At 35.2% G+C, this 22,962-nt stretch carries 21 protein-coding genes; 19 read left to right on the top strand and 2 right to left on the bottom strand.

Going from position 1 to position 22,962, the window contains the following annotated elements:
* Positions 1 to 7 precede the first annotated feature (7 nt).
* From bsdE14_RS05100 to bsdE14_RS05055, 10 genes are all read left to right on the top strand, one after another.
* Positions 8 to 736: a MerR family transcriptional regulator gene (locus tag bsdE14_RS05100; protein ID WP_264848884.1), complete on the top strand. Its 729-nt coding sequence runs from the start codon at positions 8 to 10 to the stop codon at positions 734 to 736.
* 30 nt (positions 737 to 766) lie between these two features.
* Positions 767 to 1,234, top strand: a complete 468-nt coding sequence (locus bsdE14_RS05095; RefSeq protein WP_264848883.1) for a flavodoxin — start codon at positions 767 to 769, stop codon at positions 1,232 to 1,234.
* Positions 1,235 to 1,298: 64 nt separating this feature from the next.
* Positions 1,299 to 1,562, top strand: a complete 264-nt coding sequence (locus tag bsdE14_RS05090) for a zinc ribbon domain-containing protein (protein ID WP_264848882.1) — start codon at positions 1,299 to 1,301, stop codon at positions 1,560 to 1,562.
* 97 nt (positions 1,563 to 1,659) lie between these two features.
* Positions 1,660 to 2,076: an SRPBCC family protein gene (locus bsdE14_RS05085; RefSeq protein ID WP_264848881.1), complete on the top strand. Its 417-nt coding sequence runs from the start codon at positions 1,660 to 1,662 to the stop codon at positions 2,074 to 2,076.
* A gap of 251 nt (positions 2,077 to 2,327) precedes the next feature.
* A complete protein-coding gene (locus tag bsdE14_RS05080; RefSeq protein ID WP_264848880.1) occupies positions 2,328 to 3,602 on the top strand; it encodes an amidohydrolase family protein in 1,275 nt (424 codons plus the stop codon).
* 23 nt (positions 3,603 to 3,625) lie between these two features.
* A complete protein-coding gene (fabV, locus tag bsdE14_RS05075; RefSeq protein ID WP_264852220.1) occupies positions 3,626 to 4,807 on the top strand; it encodes an enoyl-ACP reductase FabV in 1,182 nt (393 codons plus the stop codon).
* Positions 4,808 to 5,151: 344 nt separating this feature from the next.
* Positions 5,152 to 6,036 carry a hypothetical protein gene (locus tag bsdE14_RS05070; RefSeq protein WP_264848879.1) on the top strand — a complete coding sequence of 295 codons (885 nt, stop codon included), beginning with the start codon at positions 5,152 to 5,154 and terminating at the stop codon, positions 6,034 to 6,036.
* 168 nt (positions 6,037 to 6,204) lie between these two features.
* Complete coding sequence (locus bsdE14_RS05065; RefSeq protein ID WP_264848878.1) at positions 6,205 to 7,125, top strand: LysR family transcriptional regulator; 921 nt, start codon at positions 6,205 to 6,207, stop codon at positions 7,123 to 7,125.
* A gap of 120 nt (positions 7,126 to 7,245) precedes the next feature.
* Positions 7,246 to 8,661, top strand: a complete 1,416-nt coding sequence (locus tag bsdE14_RS05060) for a YfcC family protein (protein ID WP_264848877.1) — start codon at positions 7,246 to 7,248, stop codon at positions 8,659 to 8,661.
* Between the two features lie 12 nt (positions 8,662 to 8,673).
* A complete protein-coding gene (locus bsdE14_RS05055; RefSeq protein ID WP_264848876.1) occupies positions 8,674 to 9,846 on the top strand; it encodes a M20 family metallopeptidase in 1,173 nt (390 codons plus the stop codon).
* Positions 9,847 to 9,896: 50 nt separating this feature from the next.
* Here the strand turns inward: bsdE14_RS05055 and bsdE14_RS05050 are convergent, their stop codons facing one another.
* Positions 9,897 to 10,910, bottom strand: coding sequence for a LacI family DNA-binding transcriptional regulator (locus bsdE14_RS05050; RefSeq protein ID WP_264848875.1), 1,014 nt, complete (start codon positions 10,908 to 10,910; stop codon positions 9,897 to 9,899).
* Between the two features lie 250 nt (positions 10,911 to 11,160).
* Here bsdE14_RS05050 and bsdE14_RS05045 point away from each other — a divergent pair, with 250 nt between their 5' ends.
* The 5 genes from bsdE14_RS05045 to bsdE14_RS05025 all read left to right on the top strand — a co-directional run bounded on the left by bsdE14_RS05045 (position 11,161) and on the right by bsdE14_RS05025 (position 18,512).
* Positions 11,161 to 12,801: a class I adenylate-forming enzyme family protein gene (locus tag bsdE14_RS05045; protein ID WP_264848874.1), complete on the top strand. Its 1,641-nt coding sequence runs from the start codon at positions 11,161 to 11,163 to the stop codon at positions 12,799 to 12,801.
* Entirely contained in the window at positions 12,788 to 14,368 is a 1,581-nt protein-coding gene (locus bsdE14_RS05040; protein WP_264848873.1) for an acyl CoA:acetate/3-ketoacid CoA transferase, read from the top strand. Before bsdE14_RS05045 ends, bsdE14_RS05040 begins: the two co-directional genes overlap by 14 nt.
* A 15-nt stretch (positions 14,369 to 14,383) precedes the next feature.
* A complete protein-coding gene (locus bsdE14_RS05035; protein WP_264848872.1) occupies positions 14,384 to 15,232 on the top strand; it encodes a 3-hydroxyacyl-CoA dehydrogenase family protein in 849 nt (282 codons plus the stop codon).
* A gap of 20 nt (positions 15,233 to 15,252) precedes the next feature.
* Entirely contained in the window at positions 15,253 to 16,440 is a 1,188-nt protein-coding gene (locus tag bsdE14_RS05030) for a thiolase family protein (RefSeq protein WP_264848871.1), read from the top strand.
* Between the two features lie 116 nt (positions 16,441 to 16,556).
* Positions 16,557 to 18,512 carry a BglG family transcription antiterminator gene (locus bsdE14_RS05025; protein WP_264848870.1) on the top strand — a complete coding sequence of 652 codons (1,956 nt, stop codon included), beginning with the start codon at positions 16,557 to 16,559 and terminating at the stop codon, positions 18,510 to 18,512.
* 45 nt (positions 18,513 to 18,557) lie between these two features.
* On the opposite strand, the gene bsdE14_RS05020 is transcribed toward bsdE14_RS05025, so the two are convergent.
* A complete protein-coding gene (locus bsdE14_RS05020) occupies positions 18,558 to 19,736 on the bottom strand; it encodes an iron-containing alcohol dehydrogenase (protein WP_264848869.1) in 1,179 nt (392 codons plus the stop codon).
* Between the two features lie 410 nt (positions 19,737 to 20,146).
* Between bsdE14_RS05020 and bsdE14_RS05015 the strand changes: the two genes are divergently transcribed.
* From bsdE14_RS05015 to bsdE14_RS05000, 4 genes are read left to right on the top strand one after another with little or no spacing between them, the layout of a single operon-like run.
* A complete protein-coding gene (locus bsdE14_RS05015) occupies positions 20,147 to 20,605 on the top strand; it encodes a PTS sugar transporter subunit IIA (RefSeq protein ID WP_264848868.1) in 459 nt (152 codons plus the stop codon).
* A gap of 2 nt (positions 20,606 to 20,607) precedes the next feature.
* Positions 20,608 to 20,916, top strand: a complete 309-nt coding sequence (locus bsdE14_RS05010) for a PTS fructose transporter subunit IIB (protein ID WP_264848867.1) — start codon at positions 20,608 to 20,610, stop codon at positions 20,914 to 20,916.
* A complete protein-coding gene (locus tag bsdE14_RS05005; RefSeq protein WP_264848866.1) occupies positions 20,916 to 22,004 on the top strand; it encodes a PTS fructose transporter subunit IIC in 1,089 nt (362 codons plus the stop codon). Before bsdE14_RS05010 ends, bsdE14_RS05005 begins: the two co-directional genes overlap by 1 nt.
* Positions 22,005 to 22,023: 19 nt before the next feature.
* On the top strand, positions 22,024 to 22,908 hold the full coding sequence (locus tag bsdE14_RS05000) for a class II fructose-bisphosphate aldolase (RefSeq protein WP_264848865.1): 885 nt from the start codon (positions 22,024 to 22,026) through the stop codon (positions 22,906 to 22,908).
* The last annotated feature ends 54 nt before the right edge of the window (positions 22,909 to 22,962 follow it).

The following is a 22,962-nucleotide window of genomic DNA, read 5'->3' as shown; positions in this document are numbered from 1 at the left end:
GATGATAGTGCAGGATAGAACTTGGAAGGTGGGGGATCTAGCTAAGCTTACAGGGCTTACAATAAGAACTCTTCACCATTACGATGAAATTGGACTTCTGCATCCCATGTTTCGTACGGACGCCGGACATCGACTATACTCAGAGGAGGACATCGTAAAACTTCAGCAAATTATGTCACTGAAGGAATTGGACTTTTCTTTGGATGAAATTAAAGAGTTTTTTGAGAATCCTAAATATGATCCTAAGGAAATTCTAGATATGCAGATTGAACGGTTAAATCAGGAAATTAAGATGAAAGAAGAATTAAAGCAGCAGCTTCAGGAACTATGGGAGGTTTTTCATTCTTTGAAGAAACCAAGCCTAGACCAGTTTGTTAATTCTATAGAATTGATTAAGAATCAAAAGGAATACTTCACTAAGGAGCAAATTAGTGGGATGAAAAAGCAATATGATAAACTTAATAATACTGAAGCTGAAAAGTTTGCTAATAGCTGGAATCAATTAAATTCTTTATTGCAAGCTGAAATGGAAAAGGGTACATCCGTAGATAATCCAAGAGTTATTGAACTAGCAATAAGGTGGAAAGAGGGAATGGATTTTTTTACTGGGGGAGATGCAGAAATTATAAACTCAGCTGAACGCTATTATGCAGATAATCCACATGCAGCAAAAGGAAGTGGCATGAGTGGAGAACTTTACAAATATATTAAAGATGCATTAGAAAATATAAAATAGTATTAGAAGGTAGGAAAGGATATAGCACATATGAACAAAACACTGATTGTTTATTATTCACTTTTTCAAAATACAAAGAATTTAGCCTTAGAAATAGCAAAACAAACTGGCGGCGATGTTAGAGAATTAATTCCTGAAAAAAGTTATTCCTTTGATTATAATACTGCAGCTAAAGAAGTAAGGAATCAAATTGCTCGAGGATTTTGTCCTAAGCTGATAACTGGAAATGAGGCCATAGATGATTATCAAACAATATTTATAGGTACACCTAATTGGTTTAAAACATTGGCACCTCCAGTTATGAGTTTTATTAAGCTACATGATTTTACAGGTAAAAGGATAATACCCTTTTGCACTCATGGAGGCGGTGGATTTTGCCAAATAGAAAATGATATAGCTAGAGAATGTTCAAATTCCATCATTCTACCTGGTATTGCTGTAAATGGTGCTGCTGCACCTGAAGAGATTACAAAGTGGCTTGAGACAATTGGATTCTAACTGTAGATAGGAAATAATCCAATTTAATTATGTATTTATATAATATACGAAAGGAATGATAAAAATGACAAAAGTAACAATGTGTCAAAGTTGTGGATTACCGTTTAACGAAGAACATGCACATTTCATAGCAACAGAACCGGACGGAAGCAAAAGTATTTACTGTACAAATTGCTATAAGGACGGAAAATTTATCGCCCCTAATTTGTCTATGGAAGAAATGATTGAGATAATTGTACCTATATTGGGAAGAACAATAGGTGAAGAGGAAGCAAGAAGAGAAACGACAGCTTTATTGCCAACTCTTAAGCGTTGGAAAAGAGCATAATCTACGTAAAACTCAATAAATGGTGTTTTATTGGATTGAAGGTTAATAGATATAAAATTCGAAGTGAACTAATAGTAAAATTGAGGAGGTGTACAATATGGAAGACAAGCAAAAAATAACGATAAAAGTAGCAGTGAATGTTCCAGTAGAAAAGGTATGGAGATATTGGACAGAGCCAGAACATATAAAAAAATGGAATAGTGCATCAATGGACTGGCATACACCAATTGCGGAAAATGATTTAAGAGTAGGAGGTAAATTTTTTTCAAGAATGGAAGCTAAAGATGGAAGTTTTGGATTTGATTTTGGTGGAGTTTATGATGAAGTAGAATTATATAAGATTATTTCTTATACTCTAGATGATGGGAGAAAAGTCTGGATTAATTTTGAGAGTAGGGAAAACTTCACAGAGATAACTGAAACTTTTGAAGCTGAAAGCACTAATCCAATTGAAATGCAGCAAGGTGGCTGGCAAGCAATATTGGATAATTTTAAAAAATATGCAGAGAAATAAAAATTAAATACAATCAGCCTTAGCCAGTAGGGATATGGACTTCCTTACTGGTTTTTTTATAAATGTTCAAAAATTTAAAGTGCGATACTTAGATAGTAAAAATATCAAAAACCTCCGCTATCCTGCTAGAGTTTTGGTTGTATGGTATAATTAGAAATGAATGGATAAGGATACTTTCAGTGCTTATCACACTTTTAGGATTATAATAGGGTACAGTAGAAATTAGTATCAATTTAGGAGAGGTGAACTAAATGGAGAAGTATAGCAAGTATAAAGCATTCAAAGGAAATGTAATATATAGTAAGAGTAAAGATGTTCTGATAATTAAAGAGAATTCATATATATTGGTTACTGATGGAGTTGTAAAAGAGATTTGCAATCAGCTGCCATATGGCTTTCCAAAAGATAATATCATAGACTTTGGAAACAAGCTTATCATTCCTGGTTTTTGCGATATGCATGTGCATGCACCTCAGTTTTTGCAAAGAGGCATTGGAATGGATAGAGAACTTTTAGACTGGCTTAATACTTATACATATCCAAATGAAGCAAAATTTAATAATAAAGACCATGCAAGGAGGGTGTATACCTTATTTGTAGACGAGTTATTACGTCAGGGAACCTTACATGTAAATTGTTTTCCATCTATTCATTATGAAGCATCTGAAATTTTATTTGATATACTTGAGCAGAGAGGATTGTTTGCATTTACAGGAAAATTAAATATGGATCAAAATAGCCCTGACTATTATATAGAGGATACAGAACAGTCTATTATTGATACAGAAAGATTTGTTAAAAAGCATCATAAAAGCGGAAATGTAAAGGCTGCAATTGTTCCAAGGTTCACTATTACCTGTAGCGAAAAACTATTAGCTGGATTAGGAAGCTTGTCTGAAAGATATGAAGTTCCAGTTCATTCTCATATGTGTGAGGCTGTTAACGAAATGAAGGTTGTTAAGGAGCTTTTTCCTAAATATAAAAATGGAGCAGAAATATTTTATAAAAATAATTTGCTTGGACAAAGGCCTACAATAATGGCACACTGCATTTTTATGGATGATGATGTTTTGGAATTAATGAAAAATCCAAACTGTATGGCAGTGCATTGTCCTGACGCAACTGCAAACATTAATGCTGGCGGCATAATGCCTGTTAAAAAACTTCTGAAAATGGGCATAAACCTAGCAATTGGTAGTGATATAGGTTCAGGTGCTAGTCTGTCAATAGCTAGGGGAATTGCTAGTACTATAGAGCATTCAAAAATCCGCAATATGTTTGACCCACAGTGGGAAGCTGTAAATCTAACGGAAGCGTTTTATATGGCAACCCGTTCTGGAGGAAGATATTTCAAAAATGTAGGAGCATTTGAAGAAGGATATTGTTTCAATGCATTAGTAATAGATGATAGTAATATGTACTCGGAAGATATTACTCCTTTGGAACGACTTGAACGTTTTTGTTATGTTGGGGATGATAGAAATATATGCATGAGATATATTATGGGAAAAGAAGTTGAAATATAAAGTTATTATTGGAGGAATTGATGATGATTATAAAACCAAAAGCTAGAGGATTTATTTGTATAACCGCTCATCCTGAGGGTTGCGCACAAAATGTACAGGAACAAATTGATTATGTAAGAAAGCAGGCACCAATCGTGGGACCAAAGAAAGTGCTGGTAATAGGAGCTTCCACAGGATTTGGATTAGCTTCAAGAATTGTAGCTGCATTTGGAGCAGGTGCAGCTACCATAGGTGTATTTTTTGAAAGGCCGGCCACAGATAATAGAACAGCCACTGCCGGCTGGTATAACACAGCAGCTTTTGAAAGAAGGGCAAAGGAAGCAGGAGTATACTCTAAAAGCATAAATGGTGATGCTTTTTCAGATGAGATTAAAAAAAGAACTATAGAGATAATCAAAGAAGACCTAGGACAGGTAGATATGGTAATTTACAGTCTTGCTTCTCCTAGGCGTACCCACCCTATAACAGGTGAAAGCTTCAACTCCGTTATCAAACCTATAGGTAAGCCATATACTAATAAAACTGTTGATTTCCACACTGGAAAGATAACTGAGGTTACTATACAGCCAGCCACTGAGGATGAGATCAGGCAAACTGTAGCTGTTATGGGTGGAGAAGATTGGGGAATGTGGATTAATTCACTTCAAGAGGCAGGTGTGCTTGCAGATGGAGTTACTACTGTTGCCTATTCTTATATAGGACCTGAGATAACTCATGCAGTTTATAGAGAGGGGACAATTGGCAGGGCAAAGGATCATTTAGAAGCTTCTGCAAAAGCTATAAACAGCAAGCTTAAAGAGATTGGTGGAAGGACATTTGTATCAGTAAACAAAGCATTGGTTACACAATCAAGTTCGGCAATTCCTGTAGTTCCACTGTATATTTCTCTATTATATAAAGTAATGAAGGAAAAAGGAATCCATGAAGGCTGCATTGAACAAATGGTTCGCCTTTTTGCAGATCGTCTATATTCAGATTCATTGGCTTTGGATACAGCAGGAAGAATCCGTGTTGATGACTTAGAAATGAGAGAGGATGTGCAGCAAGAAGTTTCAAGCTTGTGGGAAGAGGTTAATACTGAAAATATTAATGCAATTTCAGATATTGAAGGGTATAGAGAAGAGTTCTTTAAACTTTTCGGTTTTGGTTTTACAACAATTGACTACGATAAGGATACAGATCCAAATGTAAGTATTTCTGGTTAGGTGACACTAATTCAGCCGGTACCAAAGGGTTAGAGAAATTTAACCCTTTTTTTATTTAAAAGTTTATTGTTTGATAATATTATGAGAAAAGATGCCTTTACCCAATGTAATCTATATGTTATGGCACTTTATTTTTAATCCCTTATATATTTACTTTTAAGTAAATATATAAGGGACAACCTGATAAAGAAGATGAGTATGTACATATATTATAAAACAAGTTAAGCGGTTTTAGGATATCTATACGAAAAGTTCTAGATAGAAAATACCAAAATTGTAAATGGAAATCCATTAATCAAAAGCGTATAATATAGCTTAAATGAACTGAAAAAAGGGGGAAGATTATGAATAAGAATATTGACAAAGTTCTGCATGGGGTTATTCTTTTTATTGTTGCTTTTGGAATTGTAACATCGGCGACAGGTCTTTTTTATACAAATGGAGGGGCTGCATATAATTTTCTAAATCAATACGGTGATACAGTAAAAGTGTATGGTAATGGACTATATGCACATGATTCATATTTCATGGCACCAATATTTCGAGGGACAGATTTCACAATTTTATTCTTTGCTATTCCAACACTAATAATAGCATTAGTAAGAGATGTACAAAAGAATAAATTAAAAAACAGATTGTTTTTGATCTCTGTTCTTTCAATTTTTACTTACTACTCTGCAAGCATAGCCTTTGGTGTGACCTACAATGTACTTCATCTAATATATATTGCACTTTTTTCAACAAGCCTTTTTGGATTAATAATTTCAATATCAAGTATAAGCAAAGAACAGGTTGCAAAAAGTATAGGAAATAAGCTGCCATCTAAAGGCATATATGTTTTTTTAACTTTAGTTGGAGCTTCACTATTTGTGGCGTGGCTTCCTGATATAATTAGTTCATTAGTTTCAGGACACTCCTTACAATTAATCGAAGTTTATACAACACAAATTACCTACGTTTTGGATATGGGTGTGCTTGCTCCATCCTCTTTTATTTGTATACTTCTATTGAAAAGGCAAGATGGAATGGGATACATTTTATTAGATATATTATTAACCTTATGCTGTTTTGTAGGAATACTACTGCCAATTCAGACAGTATTTCAGGTGTTGGCTTCAATTTCACTGCCAATTGGAGCAGTTATTACAAAGGTAGTAACTTTTGTTGTTTTAGCATTTTTTGCACTATATTATAATTCAAAAGTTCTGAAGAGTCATACGGAGTTGTAGTGTTTGAAGAGAGCAGGAACCTTTTCAGCTTAAATGAAGCATTTCTATTTAAGAGGTAATTGGTATGCTATAATAAGGTAGATTAAATGGGACTTTATTAGTGGACGAAAATTTTATTAGTTTTTATTATACATTGTATTTGTTTATCTTATATCCGGAGGAAATAATATGAATTTAAAGGAACAACAATACGTCTGTACTTTAGCTGAACTTGGCAGTATGTCAAAGGCTGCAAAGAAACTATTTATTTCTCAGCCAGCATTAAGTTTGTATATTAATAATTTAGAAAAGACTTTAGGGGCTAAATTATTTGTAAGAAGCGGTAATTCCTACTCCTTAACCTATGTGGGTGAAAAATATGTTGCAAAGGCTAAAGAGATGCTTATGATGGAACGTGAATTTAATACTGAATTACATAACTTTCTTATGGGTAGCACAGGAAGATTAAGAATAGGGGTACAGCTAAGAAGATCACCTTATATAGTGGCTGAAATTGCTACTTATTTTAGAGAAAAGTATCCAGAAATAGAACTGGTATTTAAAGAATCGCATACAAGTATTTTAGAGACTATGGTAATTAATAATGAGTTGGATATTCTCATTTATAGTTGTATGAAAAGAAGAAAAGATTTAAATTATGTACATATTTTCAATGATAATTTATTTTTAGCTGTAAATTCATCTAATATGCTAAGGAGAAAGGCCAAATGGGGAGAAAAAAGTAATTTTCAATATATTGATCTAAAGGAATTAGAGGATGAAACTTTTATTTTACCTCAAAAAGGACAAAGCCTTAGAGATGTTAGTGATATTTTATTTGAAAAAGCAGGAATTATCCCGAAAAAAATAATTGAAATTAGAAATATTGAAACTATAATGAAACTAGTTTCGGCTAATTTTGGTATAGGATTCAATCGTGCAAGCTATATAAACTACATGTCTCATATAAAGAATATTGAATACTATAATATAATTCAGGACGAAATAAATTCAGAACTAGTTATTGCATACCCAAATGTTTCAATGTCAATTGCGAACTTTGATAAAATCATTAATTCAATTAAGGACATATTCAGTGGAAATGTATAAGTATAACTTATGGTAGATATAAAGTTCTAAACCTTTACATAAAAATGATGAGTGATTACAATGACATTAAGCTATATGGCCATATAAGCTTTTCATTAAGTTTGTAAAGGAGTTTTTTGTATGAGTGAAATGGTTGATAAGGTAAAGAAAAAAAGCTTTAAAATGCCACATTCTCTAGTAATTATAGCTCTTATTGTACTTGGAGCGGCAATTGCCACATGGATTGTTCCATCAGGTCAGTATGAGAGGATAGCAAATTCAGCTGGAAAAAAGGTTATTGATGCAAAATCCTTTAAATATATAGCTAATACACCAGTAAATATTTTTAAGCTGGGTAATTATGCAGTAAGCGGATATATTGAGACAGCTAGTCTTATATTTGTAATTTTATTTTCAGGAGCTGCCTTTAATGTAATAGTAGCAAGCGGAGCATTACAATCTCTTATAGCTATGGTTTCAAAAAAGTTTTCTTCCAAGGAAACAATTTTTATTCCAATTGTTACGCTAATATTTGCTTTGATTTGTACAACTCAGGGAGTTAATACCTTTATAGGTTTTGCACCAGTAATGGTAATGTTTGCAAAGGCTTTAGGGTTTGATTCTATAGTGGGTGCGGGAATTATACTTTTAGGTGGAGCAGTAGGATTTTCAACAGGAACACTAAATGTAAATACAACTATAGTTGCACAAAATATTGCTGGATTACCACCTTATTCAGGAATAGGATACAGAGCCTTTTGTTTTATTGTATTTTTAATAATAACTAATATTTATCTTATTAAATATGCAAAGAAAGTTAGAAATAATCCAGAGTCAAGTTTTATGTATGACTTGGATTTATTAAGTGACTCAAACAAGAGTGAGGCTTCAGATTTTGATAAGCCAATGGACACAAGAAAATGGATGGTTATATTTGTACTATTTGCATTACTTGGTGTCATAGTGTATGGCGGTGTAAAGCTTGGCTGGGACTTAGAAGAAACTGCTTCCATATTCATATGGATGGGTATATTAGCAGGTGCATGTGCTGGTTTTGGCCCAAGCAAGATAGCTAAATGTATGGTAGATGGTGCTAAGAAAATGATAGGAGCTGCTTTGATTATAGGTCTTGCCCGTTCAGTTTCAGGAATATTAACTGCAGGTAAAATAATGGATACATGCATTTATGGAATGGCTCAGGTATTGGGCTTTTTACCAGCTTACGTACAGGGAGCAGCAATGTATATAGCCAACCTTATACTTAATTTATTTATAACATCTGGAAGTGGACTGGCTAATACCGTTATGCCTTTATTTGTACCTTTAGCAGATTTGGTAGGACTTTCAAGGCAGTCAGCAGTACTAGCATTTAATTTTGGTGATGGCTTCGGAAACTATGTTTTACCTACATCCTCAGCTCTTATGGGGATACTTGGTGCAGCTAATATACCATATGATAGATGGATGAAATTTATGTGGAAACTATTCCTTATATGGGTAGCGGTGGGATGCACTCTAATGATAGTTGCACAGATGATACATTACGGACCTATGTAAGGAGAGAGAAAATTGAAAGAGAGCTTATTTAAAAATATAGATGACAGAAGTAGTAATTTAGTAGCAATGGCTGACTATATTTTCGATAATCCTGAGCTAGCATTTAAGGAATACAAAGCTAGCAAATTACTTACAGATTATTTAAAGAAACAGGGTTTTAATGTTGAGTTAGGCCTTGGAAGCCTGGATACAGCTTTTAAAGCAGTGTTCGAAAATGGAATAGGGGGGCCTAATATAGGGCTTTTATGTGAATATGATGCACTGCCTATGGGACATGGCTGCGGACATCATATGCAGGGACCTGCAATTGTTGGAGCTGCAGCGGCACTTAAAGAACTATATAAGGACAAACCATATAAATTAACCATCTATGGCACACCAGCAGAAGAGGGTGGCGGCGGCAAGATAAAGATGATAAATGAGGGGTATATTAAAGAATTAGATGTGGCACTTATGATGCATGGAGGTCCAGCTACTCAGGTAGATGTTAAGTCCCTAGCAGCTAGCAGCATTAAAGTAATATACCATGGCAAGAGTTCACATGCTGCCTTAAAACCAGAGCAAGGAAGAAGTGCATTGGATGCATTGTTATTAAACTTTCATGCAGTTGAATTTTTAAGAGAACATGTTTTAGAAGATACAAGAATGCACTATACAGTAGTTGATGCAGGCGGCCCTAATAATGTAGTACCTGATACAGCAGTAGGTTCCTTTAGTTTGAGATCTTATAATTCTTCATATTTGAGATCAGTAATTGAACGATTTGAAGATATTGTTAAGGGTGCTGCACTAATGACAGGAACTACCTATGAGATTATAAGAGAGAAGGATTTAGACAGCAAAGTGCCAGTATACAGCTTAAATGATGTAATTATGAGTAACGCAAAGCTTATAAATGCCCCTAATATTAGACCAGCTAGAGAAAAGACTGGATCTTCAGATTTTGGTAATGTAACATATATTATTCCAGGGTCATGCATAAGGATCGCCTTCGTGGATGAAAATGCTTCATCTCACTCACAAGAATTTTTAAATGATGGCAAGACTCAAAGGGGACATGAGGCTGTAATAAATGCAGCTAAGATATTAGCTGGAACTGCTTTTGACTTAGTTGATAATCCAAGCCTGCTTCTTGAAGTAAAGCGAGAATTTATGGATAGAAAGGCTAAGATGAGTTTAGAATAAATTTTTTAATGTAATACAGCTGATAGCCATAACGGTTATCAGCTGTATTTTTATATAGCACTAGTACTTCCACGTACTTTTAGTGTTGGTGTTAACACTGTTTTGGAAATTGGTTCATCATTGCCTTTAATACGATCAATAATACGATTTGCCACTAATGAGCCAATCATTTCATAAGGATGACATACAGTAGTAAGATTTATAAAGCTAGTGTTTGACAAAGGAATATCATCAAATCCAACTATGCTTACATCTTCAGGTATTCTAACTCCATTTTTTATGCATTCATCCATAACTCCGTAAGACATTAAATCACCGCCTACAAATACAGCTGTTGGTGGGTCATCAGAATTAATCAGAATATCACGTGCAAACTTTTGTCCAGATTCCATATTTAAATTACCTGCTACAACATATTTAGGATCAGGAATAATTCCATATTCCTCAAGAGCATACAAATAGCCTTCATACCTTCCTTGGCTTGTGGTTGAAATTTGCGGTCCTTTAAGCATAGCTATTTTTCTGTGACCAATAGATAACAAGTGATTTGTGGCCAAGTATCCGCCCATCTTATTATCTATTGATATACTATCGTATTTTGAAATAAATCCTATATCACGATTTACTAAAACAATTGGACAATTCGCAGTTTGAAGAATATTACTGAAGGAAACTTCATTTCGTGCATCTGCAACAATTATTCCTGAAAAGCCATAATCCAATATTTTTTGTAGATGCTGATCATTCTCACCAGCAATCTGTGAACTATTGTAAAGAGTCATAAGATAGCCTTTTTCTCTAAGGTTGTTATTAATAACCCATACCAGCTCTGAATAAAATGGGTTACGAATATCGCTGATAATTAGGGCAATCATTTCAAGTTTTCCAGTAGCCAAACCCCTAGCCATAATACTAGGATGGTAGTTAGCCTCTTTCATAACCGCAAGGATTTTCTGCTTTGTCTCTTCTTTAACATTAGCACTGTTAGTAAGAACACGAGAAACAGTGGATCTAGAGACTCCTGCAGCTTTTGCTATGTATTCAATATCAATTTTTTTTGACAAAGAAGCACCTCTTTTCTGTAAATTAACCATTGAGTAGTTGTTCTTTGAGTAAATTATAGCACAAAGTACCACTATGTAAAAGATATATTAGGGAAAAGTTACGGGAGCGGTAACATAAAGAAAATGAATGAAATTGCAATAAAATTATAAAAAAATAAGATGAAAATGTTCAAAATGGCTGAATATGCAGTTGACAAGCATATAATCACAGGGGTATTATATACTCATAAATGAAATCGCTCCCATCAAGATGAAAGGTGATAGTGAAATGATAAAAGGTAGTACATTTTGGGATAGTTTTACTATGAAAAATATGAAAAACATCGCATTTAATGGAGTTGAAGTATTGTCATATGCAGAAATGCCTCAAAGCTTGTATCATTCTCTGCAAGAGACAGCTGCTAAATTTCCTGACAAGGTTGCGTTTTACGATAATTGGGAGCGCTCCTATTCATATGAAGCGTTTCTTGGAATGGTTGACTCTATGGCAGCTTATCTAAAGAAAAACTTTGAGGTTACTAAAGGCACCCATGTAGGAATTCTACTGCATAATAGCATTGAATTCTGCGTTTCCTTCTTTGCTGTGGTTAAGCTGGGAGCTGTAGCAATCCCATTTCCAAGTAAATATCGAGAACCTGAAATAGAACAGCTAATTCGTAAAGCTGATCTTTCAGTACTTTTGTATAGTGAAACCTTTGAAAAGTGGATTGTAGATTATCAGCTTAAAGAAATTAAACTCCTAAAATCAGAAAATGAAGAAACAGGTTATGGCTTTAGACATATTTCTTTTGAAGGTTTACACATTGAGGAGGGAGCAGGTGAACTAGAGGATGAGGTAATTATAATGTTTACCTCGGGAACCACGTCGCAAAGTAAAGGTGTGGTACTTTGCAATTACAACGTAATGAATGCTGTTGTGGTTTATAATAGAACGCTTGGAATCACTCCAGAGGATAAAACAATTATTCCAGTTCCTATCTACCATATCACAGGGCTTGTAGCTCTTCTAGGACTATTTGTATACACCGGAGGAACAATATATCTCTACAGGCGTTATGATGCAAAAAGGATCTTAACTTGTGTTAGAGACAACGAAATTACTTTTATGCATGGCTCTCCAACAGTTTACGGTTTTATGCTGGATTATAAAAATCAGTTTCCTTATCTTCCAAGTTTGCGTATGCTTGCCTGTGGAAGCAGCTATATGCCTAAGGAAAAGATGAGAGAAATTCACAGATGGATTCCAAATACAAAATTTCAAATTATCTACGGAATGACTGAAACCTCTTCGCCTGCACTAATCTTTCCAGGGGATTCACCTACCAGTATATATGCAGGAGCCGCAGGAAAGCCAATACCAGGAATTGAGTTTAAATTTTTGGATGAACAAAAGCAGGAGCTAGGCTGTAATGAAGCAGGAGAAATTTGGATTCGAGGTAATGTGGTTACCAAAGGGTATTACAAAATGGAAACTGATTTAGTCAGTAAGGACCATTGGTTAAACACCGGAGATATGGGCTACTACAATGAAGATGGATATGTATATATTGTGGATCGTAAGAAAGACATGATTAATCGAGGCGGAGAAAAAATATGGTGCACAGATATTGAAGAAGAGCTTTTACTAATATCAGGCATAAAGGATGCAGCAGTTGTAGGAATACCTGATGATATTTATGGAGAGACTGCAGCTGCAATTGTTGTAATAAAAGAGGGAAGTAAGCTTACTGAAGAAGAAATCAAGGAAGACTTAAAAAATCGAGTAGCAAAATATAAAATACCGACTAAGATTTTATTTGTGTCAGAAATCCCAAAGACTGCAGGGATGAAAGTAAATAAAAAACTTATTAAAACTATGTTTGAAAAGGAGATTTTATATGTTAAAAGCTAATTTTGTTACCGCTAAAGAAGCAGCAGCAATGGTGAAGGACTATGTAACCATATGTCCAGTTGCCATGACACTAGTTAGTGCATGTGAATCAATACTAAAAGAGTTAGAAAAAAGTTTCCTTGAAACAGGACATCCAAAGAATTTAACACTGCTACATTCATGTGGACAAAGCGATAGAAAAGACGGCATTCAGCATTTGGCTCATGAAGGAATGGTAAAACGAATAATTGGGTCACATTGGGGACTTCAGCCAAGATGGATGGAAATGATAGCAAATAGTCAAGTAGAAGCCTATTGTCTTCCTCAGGGACAGATTGCTCAGTTATACCGCAGTATGGCCTGCGGATTGCCAGGTAAAATGTCTAAAGTAGGTCTTGGAACTTTTATAGATCCAAGATATGAAGGCGGAAAAATGAATGGAAGGACTAAAGAGCTTGAGGATATTGTAGATATAATTAAATATGGTGATGAAGAATACATGTTTTACAAAGAGATACCTATTGATGTTTGTTTAATAAGAGGCACAACTTGTGATGAAATGGGTAATCTTACAACTACAGAAGAAGCTATGAAATTGGAGGTGCTTCCAGCAGTATTAGCAGCAAAGCGTTACGGAGGAAAAGTAATTGCTCAGGTAAAGAGAGTTGCTAGTAATGGGACACTTAACCCTAAAGAAGTAACAGTTCCAGGAGTATTTATTGATGCAATTGTAGTGTGTGAAAAACCAGAAGTAGACCACAGGCAGACTTCTTCATGGTATTATGATCCATCCTACTGCGGGCAGCTTAGAGTACCTCAAAATAATATAGAACCAGCTTCATTTAATGAGAGAAAATTTATAGCTAGAAGGGGAACCATGGAAATATATCCTGGTGCAGTAATTAATCTAGGCACAGGAATTCCAAATGACATGGTTGGAAAGATATGCAATGAAGAAGGAATATTAGATGAGGTGATGATTACTGTAGAGTCTGGAATCTATGGTGGTGTACAAGCTGGTGGAATTGATTTTGGAATTGGACAAAACCTTTGTGCAATGATTAGCCATCATGAACAAATGGACTACTATAATGGTGCAGGTGTTGATATTACATATATGGGACTTGGTGAACTAGACGGAGAAGGTAATGTTAATTCTACTAAAATGGGACCAAGATGCACTGGAGCAGGTGGATTCATTGATATAACCCAAAATGCTAAAAAGGTTGTATTTTGTGGTACTTTTACAGCAGGTGGAGCTAAATATGAATTTAAAGATGGAAAACTCAACATATTGCAGGAAGGTAAAATACGAAAAATGGTATCAAAGGTTGCACAAATCTCCTTTAATGGACCAATGGCTAGAGAAAAAAAGCAGGCGGTGGTTATTGTTACAGAAAGAGCAGTATTTGAACTTACTGAAAAGGGAATTATGCTGACCGAAATTGCACCAGGAATTGATTTGAAGACACAGGTGCTTGATATGATGGACTTTGAGCCAATTGTAAGCTCAAACTTAAAGACTATGGACGCTGATTTGCTTATATTGGGTGGTGCATTTGGATTAAAAAATAAAATTAATAAATAAGGAAGGATGGGTACAATGGAAAAATTTAAAATAGCAGTAATTGGAGCAGGACTTATGGGAGGTGGAATTGCACAAACTTGTGCTCAGGCTGGTTATGATGTAATAAACATTGATTTGTATGAACCAGCGCTTGAAAAGGCTAAAAATAATATTGAAGGTTTATACAATAAAAAAATATCAAAGGGAAAAATGACTGCAGAAGAAAAAGCAGAGGTAATGGGACACTTAAGCTACAGCAGCAATTTTCAAGATTTAAAGGGAGCTCAAATTGTAATAGAGGCAGTTCCAGAAAAGATAGAAATCAAGAAAGATATTTTTGCTAAGGTAGATGCAGCAGCAGACCCAGATACTATTATTGTTTCAAATACTTCTGGACTTAGTATTTCTGAAATGGCAGCTGCTACTAAACGTCCAGATAGAGTAATGGGAGTTCACTTTTTTTATCCAGCTCCAGTAATGAAATTGGTTGAATTAATAAAGGGCATTGCTACTTCAGAAGAAACTTATGACAAAGTTAAAGCCTTTGCCATAGACATTAAGAAGACAGTTGTAGATTGTCCAGAATTACCTGGATTCATAGTAAATAGAATTCTTGTGCCTATGATGAATGAAGCAGCTTTCTTAGTTATGGAAGGATGCAAACCTGAGGATGTGGATACAGCCATGAAATTAGGCTCAAATCAGCCAATGGGACCTTTAGAATTATGCGACTTTGTTGGTATAGATGTTATGCTTGCTACTATGACTGGGCTTTATAACGGTTTTCATGACAGTAAGTACAGACCATGTCCAGTACTTGAAAATATGGTAAAGGCAGGGCATTTAGGAAGAAAATCTGGAGAAGGCTTCTATAAATATAATTAAAGATAATGGAGGAAAGTAAAATGGCAGATTTAAAGGAAGTAGTTATTGTAAGTGGTGCAAGAACACCAGTAGGGGTTTTTGGTGGCAGCTTAAAAGATATTCCAGCTATAGATTTAGGTGCATTAGTTGTAAAGGAAGCAGTAAAAAGAGCTGGAATTAAAGAAACTGATGTTGATGAAGTTATTGTAGGTCAGGTAGGACAAATAGCTGAATGCGGGTTTGTAGCTAGAGCGGTAAGTCTTAAGGCTGGGCTTCCATTTGAAACTACAGCTTACTCAGTAAATAGACAATGTGGATCAGGTCTCCAAGCTATTGCAGATGCAGTCATGGAGATTCAGACAGGATTTGCAGATGTTGTTGTGGCAGCAGGAGCAGAAAATATTTCACAGCTACCATACTATGTGAGAGATGCAAGATGGGGAGCTAGAATGGGACATAAGACCTTTGAAGATGGTGTAATTGATATTCTAACATGGCCTCTAGGACCATATCACAACGGTGTAACAGCAGAAAATGTCGCTGAAAAATACCATGTTACTCGAGAAGAACAGGATACCTTTGCATTGGAAAGCCATAGAAGGGCAGTAGAGGCTATAAAGGCAGGTAAATTCAAGGAAGAGATTGTTCCTGTAGAACTAAAGGATAAAAAAGGAAATATAACTGTTTTTGACACTGATGAAGGACCAAGAGAGGGGCTTACCATTGAAAAACTACAAAAATTAAAACCATGCTTTGTAAAAGGTGGTACAGTAACGGCAGGAAATGCATCAAGCTTAAATGATGCAGCAGGTGCAGTGGTAGTTATGTCAAGAGAAAAGGCAGAAGAGTTAGGGGTTAAACCGTTATTAATTATAAAAGGACATGCTGTAGCAGGTAATGACGGTGCTGTTATGGGATATGCTCCAAAGCTATCCAGTGAAAAGCTAGCTAAAAAACTAGGAGTAAAACTTAAGGAAATAGATATGTTTGAGATCAATGAGGCATTTGCAAGTCAAGCTTATGCGGTTAGAAGGGATTTAGGCTTAGATCCTGAAAAAGTAAATATCTATGGAGGCGGAATCTCAATTGGACATCCAATTGGAGCTACAGGAGTATTACTTACCATAAAGGCTTTGTATGAGCTGCAGAGAACAGACAAAAAGGACGTGATGATTAGCATGTGCATTGGCGGAGGGCAAGGAATCTCCATGTATTTTACTAAAGCATAATATCTCCGGCTTCCTTTGCATATTTATAAAAGCTACTTCTTCACGGGAAGTAGCTTTTATTATATAATAAGATAACAGTTCTGTTCAAATGGCAATTCTACAAAAGAGGTGATACAATGCTATTGGCACGTGAGAGAAAGATTTTAGTACTTCTATACGGCAAAAAGAGAAAATTTACAACCAATGAATTGGCTAATGCACTTCATGTAAGCCCCAGAACAATAAAAACAGATATTAAACGTATCATGGAAGAATTAGAAGAAGGCAATACTGGCTGTACTATCAATACAAAGACTGGATTAGGTATATGGATTACCTATGATGAAAAGGGCAGGCAGTACCTGGATAATCTGCTGATGAATGGTGATAACTACTCATATATTTCACCAGAAACAAGAAAGTATTATGTAGCATTAAAGCTGTTGGATGCAGATGACTATATTTCTATGGAATCCATTGCGGAATCAATGTATGTAAGTAAGGGGACTATTGTAAACAGTATAAATGAATTAACACCCACATTTGAAAAAATAGGTTTGGTGTTAGAGAAAAAGGTAAAATACGGAATGCGTGTTTTGGGAGAAGAAGGTAAGCTTCGTATTGCCAGAGCATATGTAATACGTAAACTTGTTTCTAATCAAGGAAACTATATTTCAAGTAAGCTGCAGCCGTTCTTTGAAAAAATTAATCTAGAAAAAATAAATGATATTATTCAAGAAGCTGAGAAGAAAATTGAGTTTATTCTATCTGATACTTCTTATTCAGAACTGGTTATTCAACTAGCTATTGTTGTGAAGAGAATATTAAAAGGCAAAAGCTGTACTATTGAGGAAGATATAAATAAGTATGCTGGTAAAAAAGAGCTTGGAATTACACAGTATATATCAAGTCGTTTAGAAGAAGAATTCCAAATAAAGCTTTCTGATGGAGACAAATCATATCTGTTAATAAACCTTTTAGGAATTAATGCTCAGAATGAAACGCAGATGATTGATGAAAACTCAAGTAATATTGAGGATTTAGACCCAACTAAATTAAAAGATATGGAAGAAATTCTTCAGGAAACAGGTAAGGTTTATAATGAAAATCTGATAAATGATGAAATGCTGAAATGTGCGCTTTTTATGCATTTAAATGCTATGTTTAACAGACTTAGGCATCAAATACGCTTAGAGAACTGCATTAGGCATATGGTTAAGGAAGAATTGGTATATGAGGTAGAGGTAGCCTCTTATATGGCTCGTCTTATTAGCGAAAGATTTAACATAGAGCTGGGAGAGAATGAAATTTGCGATATAGCAATGTATTTAGGAGCCAGCTTAGAACGTGAAAGAGCGCAAAAATGTATGCATAAACCTCAAATAGTAGTAGTTTGTGGAAGTGGACTCGGAACCTCTCAATTTATAGAAGCACGCCTGACACGAATGTTTCCTAATATCATCATAACAAAGATTCTTCCTATTGCACTAGCAAAAACAGAAATTAAGCCTGGTGAACAGGATTTCGTAGTATCAACCGTTCCATTGATACTAGAAGGTGTTGATGTAATTAGTATTTCTCCAGTACTTACTGAAAACGATGTATCAGCAATTGGTAGAAGGTTAAATCCTGATAAAGTTAATATTTTAGCCGAAAGCCGAGAAAAATATTCAAATCTTTTTGGCTTAATGAATGAAAAGATATCCATTTTTAAATGTGACTGCAAGTCAAAGGAAGAGGTTATTAGCCTTTTAGGAAATCGCCTATTGCATGAAAAATATGTAGATGAAGGTTATACTGAGTCTGCTTTTAAGAGAGAACGGCTTGCCCCTACTTCTATAGGAGATAATTTTGCTGTTCCACATGCATTTGAAGGACACGTTTTAAAAAAGGGAATTGGACTCATGACCTTAAAGAAGCCAATAATGTGGGGAAATGAAAAGGTACAAATTGTACTTATGCTTTCTTTAGATGCCAAATCTCAGGATTTATTTAAAAGCGTTTTTACCGAGCTTGCAGATATTACTAAGGACACAGAAGCTATTGCAAAGATACTTAGTGCAGATAAGCTAAGCAATATAAAGTTAAAATAGAAAGAGCCTTGGAATGATCCAAGACTCTTTTTTAGGGAGGCCAAACTATTGTGCCATATTGTAGATTCTTATTACATCTTCTTTATATAGTGTTCTAAAGAAGCCTATATGTCCATCCCCAGTAGCAACGCATTTTTCGGCCATTTCTTCTATTTGCGCTGCTGTTGGGTTAATTCCAAGCTCTGTCATTGAAGTTGGCATTCCAATTTTGTGGCACCAATCTTCCCAAGCTTCTATTCCTTTTAAGGCTGTCTCTTCTAGATTGTACAAATTCATAGGAACATCAAATACCTTGTTTGCAAATTGTGCAAAGCGTGCTACATTGGTTTTGTATACATAACGAGCCCAGCTGCCCCATATAGCACAAAGGCCGGCACCATGGGCAACATCAAACATACCTCCTAATTCGTGTTCAATTTTATGAGAAGCAAAGTCTGATACACGACCAGTGCCAGTAAGTCCATTATGAGATAAGCTTCCTGCCCACATTAAATCAGCTCTTGCATCGTAGTTTGTAGGCTCCTTTACAACTTTTAGAGCAGCCTCACGAACAGATACCAACAGTCCTTGAGCCATACGGTCTATTAACTCTACATGTTCTGTATTTGTAAAATAGCGTTCCATAGTATGCATCATTATATCTGCTGCACCGCTTGAAGTTTGATATGCTGGAAGTGTATAGGTTAATTCAGGATTCATTATAGCAAACCTAGGCCTTGAGCAGTCATGATTATAAGAACGCTTTAGCATGCCTTCTTCAATGGTAATAACTGATGAATTACTTGTTTCTGAACCGGTTGCAGCTATAGTTGAGATGCAGCCTATAGGGGCTATTTTATCAGTAGTAACTCTTCCCATATATAAATCAACTAAATCAAAATCATTTACAAGACCGTAGGCAATTGCCTTTGCTGAATCTATAGGACTTCCGCCTCCGATTGCAAGAATAAAATCTACGCCTTCTTTTTTGCAGAGCTGAACTCCTTCCTTAACTAAGGACATATGCGGATTAGGAACCACACCTCCTAAGTCTATATACTGGATATTATACTCCTCTAGGCTTTTATGAACTCGATCCAACACTCCTGTTTCATAAAGATATGTTCCACCAAAGTGAATCAATACTTTTTTATAACCTCTGGAGTTTATTTCCTTGCCTACCTGGCTTTCTGTGTCTTTTCCAAAGATAACTTTTGTTGGATTATAAAATTCGAAATTAATCATTATTTATTCCTCCTTTTAGTCGGAAGCACTAATAGCATTATGCTATCTGCTGCCGCTATCAAATTGTTAGTTAAAATTCCAAGCAGATATTAGCTTTCATTTGAATGATAATTCTAACTTATTAATTTCTTTATACTAATTATAAATAGTAAATGCGTTTGTGGAATAGTTAAATGTTTACACTTATATAGTGCAAAGGATTATTGAAATAAAAGTTTTAGTGAAATTCATAGGCAATAAACTTATATAAATAATGAAAACGCTCCCAAAGTGTTGATTAAGTATTCTGAAAAATCAGCAAATAGCTTAAATAGTTTTTTTTATGCATCAATATAGTGCAATTTATTGAATTGTTACTAGTGCAATATGTTGCTATACTCAAACCAAGACATAAATAGGAGGAACAAAATATGGATTTGGATTTGTGTGAAGTACTAGATGACAGATTAGTTAAATTTGATTTCCCCGGAAACACAAAAGAAGAAGTCATAAAAAGTATAGCAGCTATTATGTATGAAGCTGGTAAAGTGGCAGATATTAATGAGTACATTGAAGGTGTTATACAAAGGGAGAAAGAATGTGAAACTGGAATTGGGAGGGGGGTTGCAATTCCACACTGTAAAAACGGTGCTGTAAAGCAGGCAAGCTTCGCACTAGTGCAGTTAAAAAATAATATTGAATGGGGATCTTTAGATGGGGCACCAGTAAATTATGTTATTATGCTTGCTGCACCAAATACAGAAGATAACGTTCATTTAAGAATGCTATCCCAGCTTGCTAAAAATTTGATGGACGATGATTTTTTATATACCTTAACTCATGCTAAGTCCATTGAACAAATAAAAAATTTATTTAAGGGGAGATGTTAAATATGTTCATAGTATGTGTAACAAGTTGCCCAGTAGGCATTGCTCACACCTACATGGCAGCAGCTAACTTAGAAAAAGCCGCAAAAGCAAAAGGCTTAGAAGTTAAAGTTGAAACTCAAGGGGCACAAGGTGTTGAAAACGAAATCACTAAGGAAGATATTAAAAGGGCAGACGGCTGTATAATTGCAAGCGATGTAAGAATAAAGAACATTAACCGCTTCGAGCCTATTCCTACATTAAATGTAAGTGTAAGTGAAGCAGTAAAAGATGCTAAGAGTATAGTAGAAGAATTAATGGAGGCGATTGAATAATGGCAGATATTAAAAGAAAGAACAAGAGTAAAAAAAGTCAATGGATATTTTTAAAAGATTCAATTATGACTGGTATTTCTTACATGATTCCTATAATAGTTGGTGCTGGAGTTTTACAAGCTATTGCTAAAATGCTTGGTGGATATGATATAGGAAATCATATGAAGCAAATTGATACAATGGCAAAGGTAATAATGTTAATTGGTCAATCCTTAATGAGCTTTGTAGTACCTGCAATTGCAGCATTTATAGCGTATGCAATGGCAGATAAACCTGGTATTGCACCTGGTCTTGCAATGGGAGCTATTGCAAACACATTAAATACAGGCTTCGTTGGCGGTCTTGTTGGTGGTATCCTAGTTGGATATTTAGTACTAGCAATTAAAAAAGTTAAAGTTCCTAAAGCGTTATCCGGTATCATGCCAATTCTTGTTATTCCTACTTTAGTTACTTTAGTTGCAGGACTAATTATGTACTATATACTAGGAGTTCCAATCTCAGCATTTATGAAGGCATTAACTGGAATGTTAAAATCCTTAAATGGTGGTTCTAAATTCTTATTTGGTGCTGTAATTGGTGCTATGATTTGCGCAGACCACGGTGGACCTATTAATAAGACAGCAGCACTATTTGTAAACGGTTTGAACGCAGATGGCTTCTTAATACCTACATCAGCTAAGATGTGTGCAGGTATGACAGCACCACTTGGTATTGCACTTGCTACTTTCCTTGGTGGAAAGAAGAAATTCACTGATAATGAAAGAGAACAGGCAAAATCTTTAGTTATCCTATCATCAGTTTATGTACAAGAAGGAGTTATACCATTCCTATTAAAGGACCCCGTAAGAGTATGTATTTCCTGTATGACTGGTGGAGCAATAACTGGTGGCTTAGCAATGATGTCAGCTTTAGCATCTCCAGCTGTACACGGTGGAATATTTGTAATAGCAATGACCTCTAATCCACTTCTATTTATAGGATATTGGCTATTAGGTGCATGTATAACTGGAACACTATATGCTATCTTAAGAAGACCTCTACCAGAAGGATATGTTGATGATGAAGATGAAATTTCACCATTGATCTAAATAACAAGGAGGAATCAATATGTACGTATCAATGAAGGAAATGCTGTGGCATGCTCATGAAAATAACTATGCTGTTATGGCAATAAACTGTGTGAATATGGAGCAGGCTAAAGCAATAATACAAGCAGCTGCAGAGGAACACTCTGCTGTTATTATCAACATTTCACCAAGACAGATGAAAGCACACGGACATCCTGATATTTTAGCACCAATGATTAAAAATATGGCTGAAAAGGTTCAGGTTCCAGTGGCATTTAACTTGGATCATGGTGGTGACTATGAAGATATTGCATATGCAATTCAATGCGGTTTCTCAAGTGTTATGATTGATTCTTCCAGCTATGAATTTGAAGAAAATGTTAGAAGAACAAGTATAGTAGCTACATTGGCACATGCAAAGGGATTATCTTGTGAGGCAGAACTTGGACATGTAGGACTTGCAAATCAGCAGGATAATATAAAAACAGATTTATATACTAATGTTGAGCAGGCAAAGGAGTTTGTTGACAGGACACATTGTGACTGCTTGGCAGTTTCAATAGGTACCGCTCATGGCAGCTATCCTAAAGGATTTGTTCCAACTCTAGATTTTGAACGCTTGAAGCAATTAAAAGAAACATTGAAGATGCCATTAGTACTTCACGGAGGTTCAGGAGCTGGTGACGAAAACATCAAAAAGGTTGTTGCATGCGGCATTAATAAAATAAATGTATGTACAGACTTATTTAAATATGGAAGACAAGCTATGGCAGATGCTATAGCTGACAATCCCAATATTGATTATATGGACGTAAATATAGTGGCACAGGAAGCTATGAAGAAATTTATTAAGCAGTATATGAGATTGATTGGTTCTAGTGGAAGATTTACCTTTGAAAAAACTACTGGACCAGCCCTTGATTAAAATTAAAAAGATTTAGCTGCAACATTATTGAAGGGATGAAAAAGGATATAAACC

It is taken from the genome of Clostridium omnivorum, assembly GCF_026012015.1.
GTDB classification, from domain to species: domain Bacteria; phylum Bacillota; class Clostridia; order Clostridiales; family Clostridiaceae; genus Clostridium_AX; species Clostridium_AX omnivorum.
This window is presented reverse-complemented; position numbering and strand designations above follow the sequence as displayed.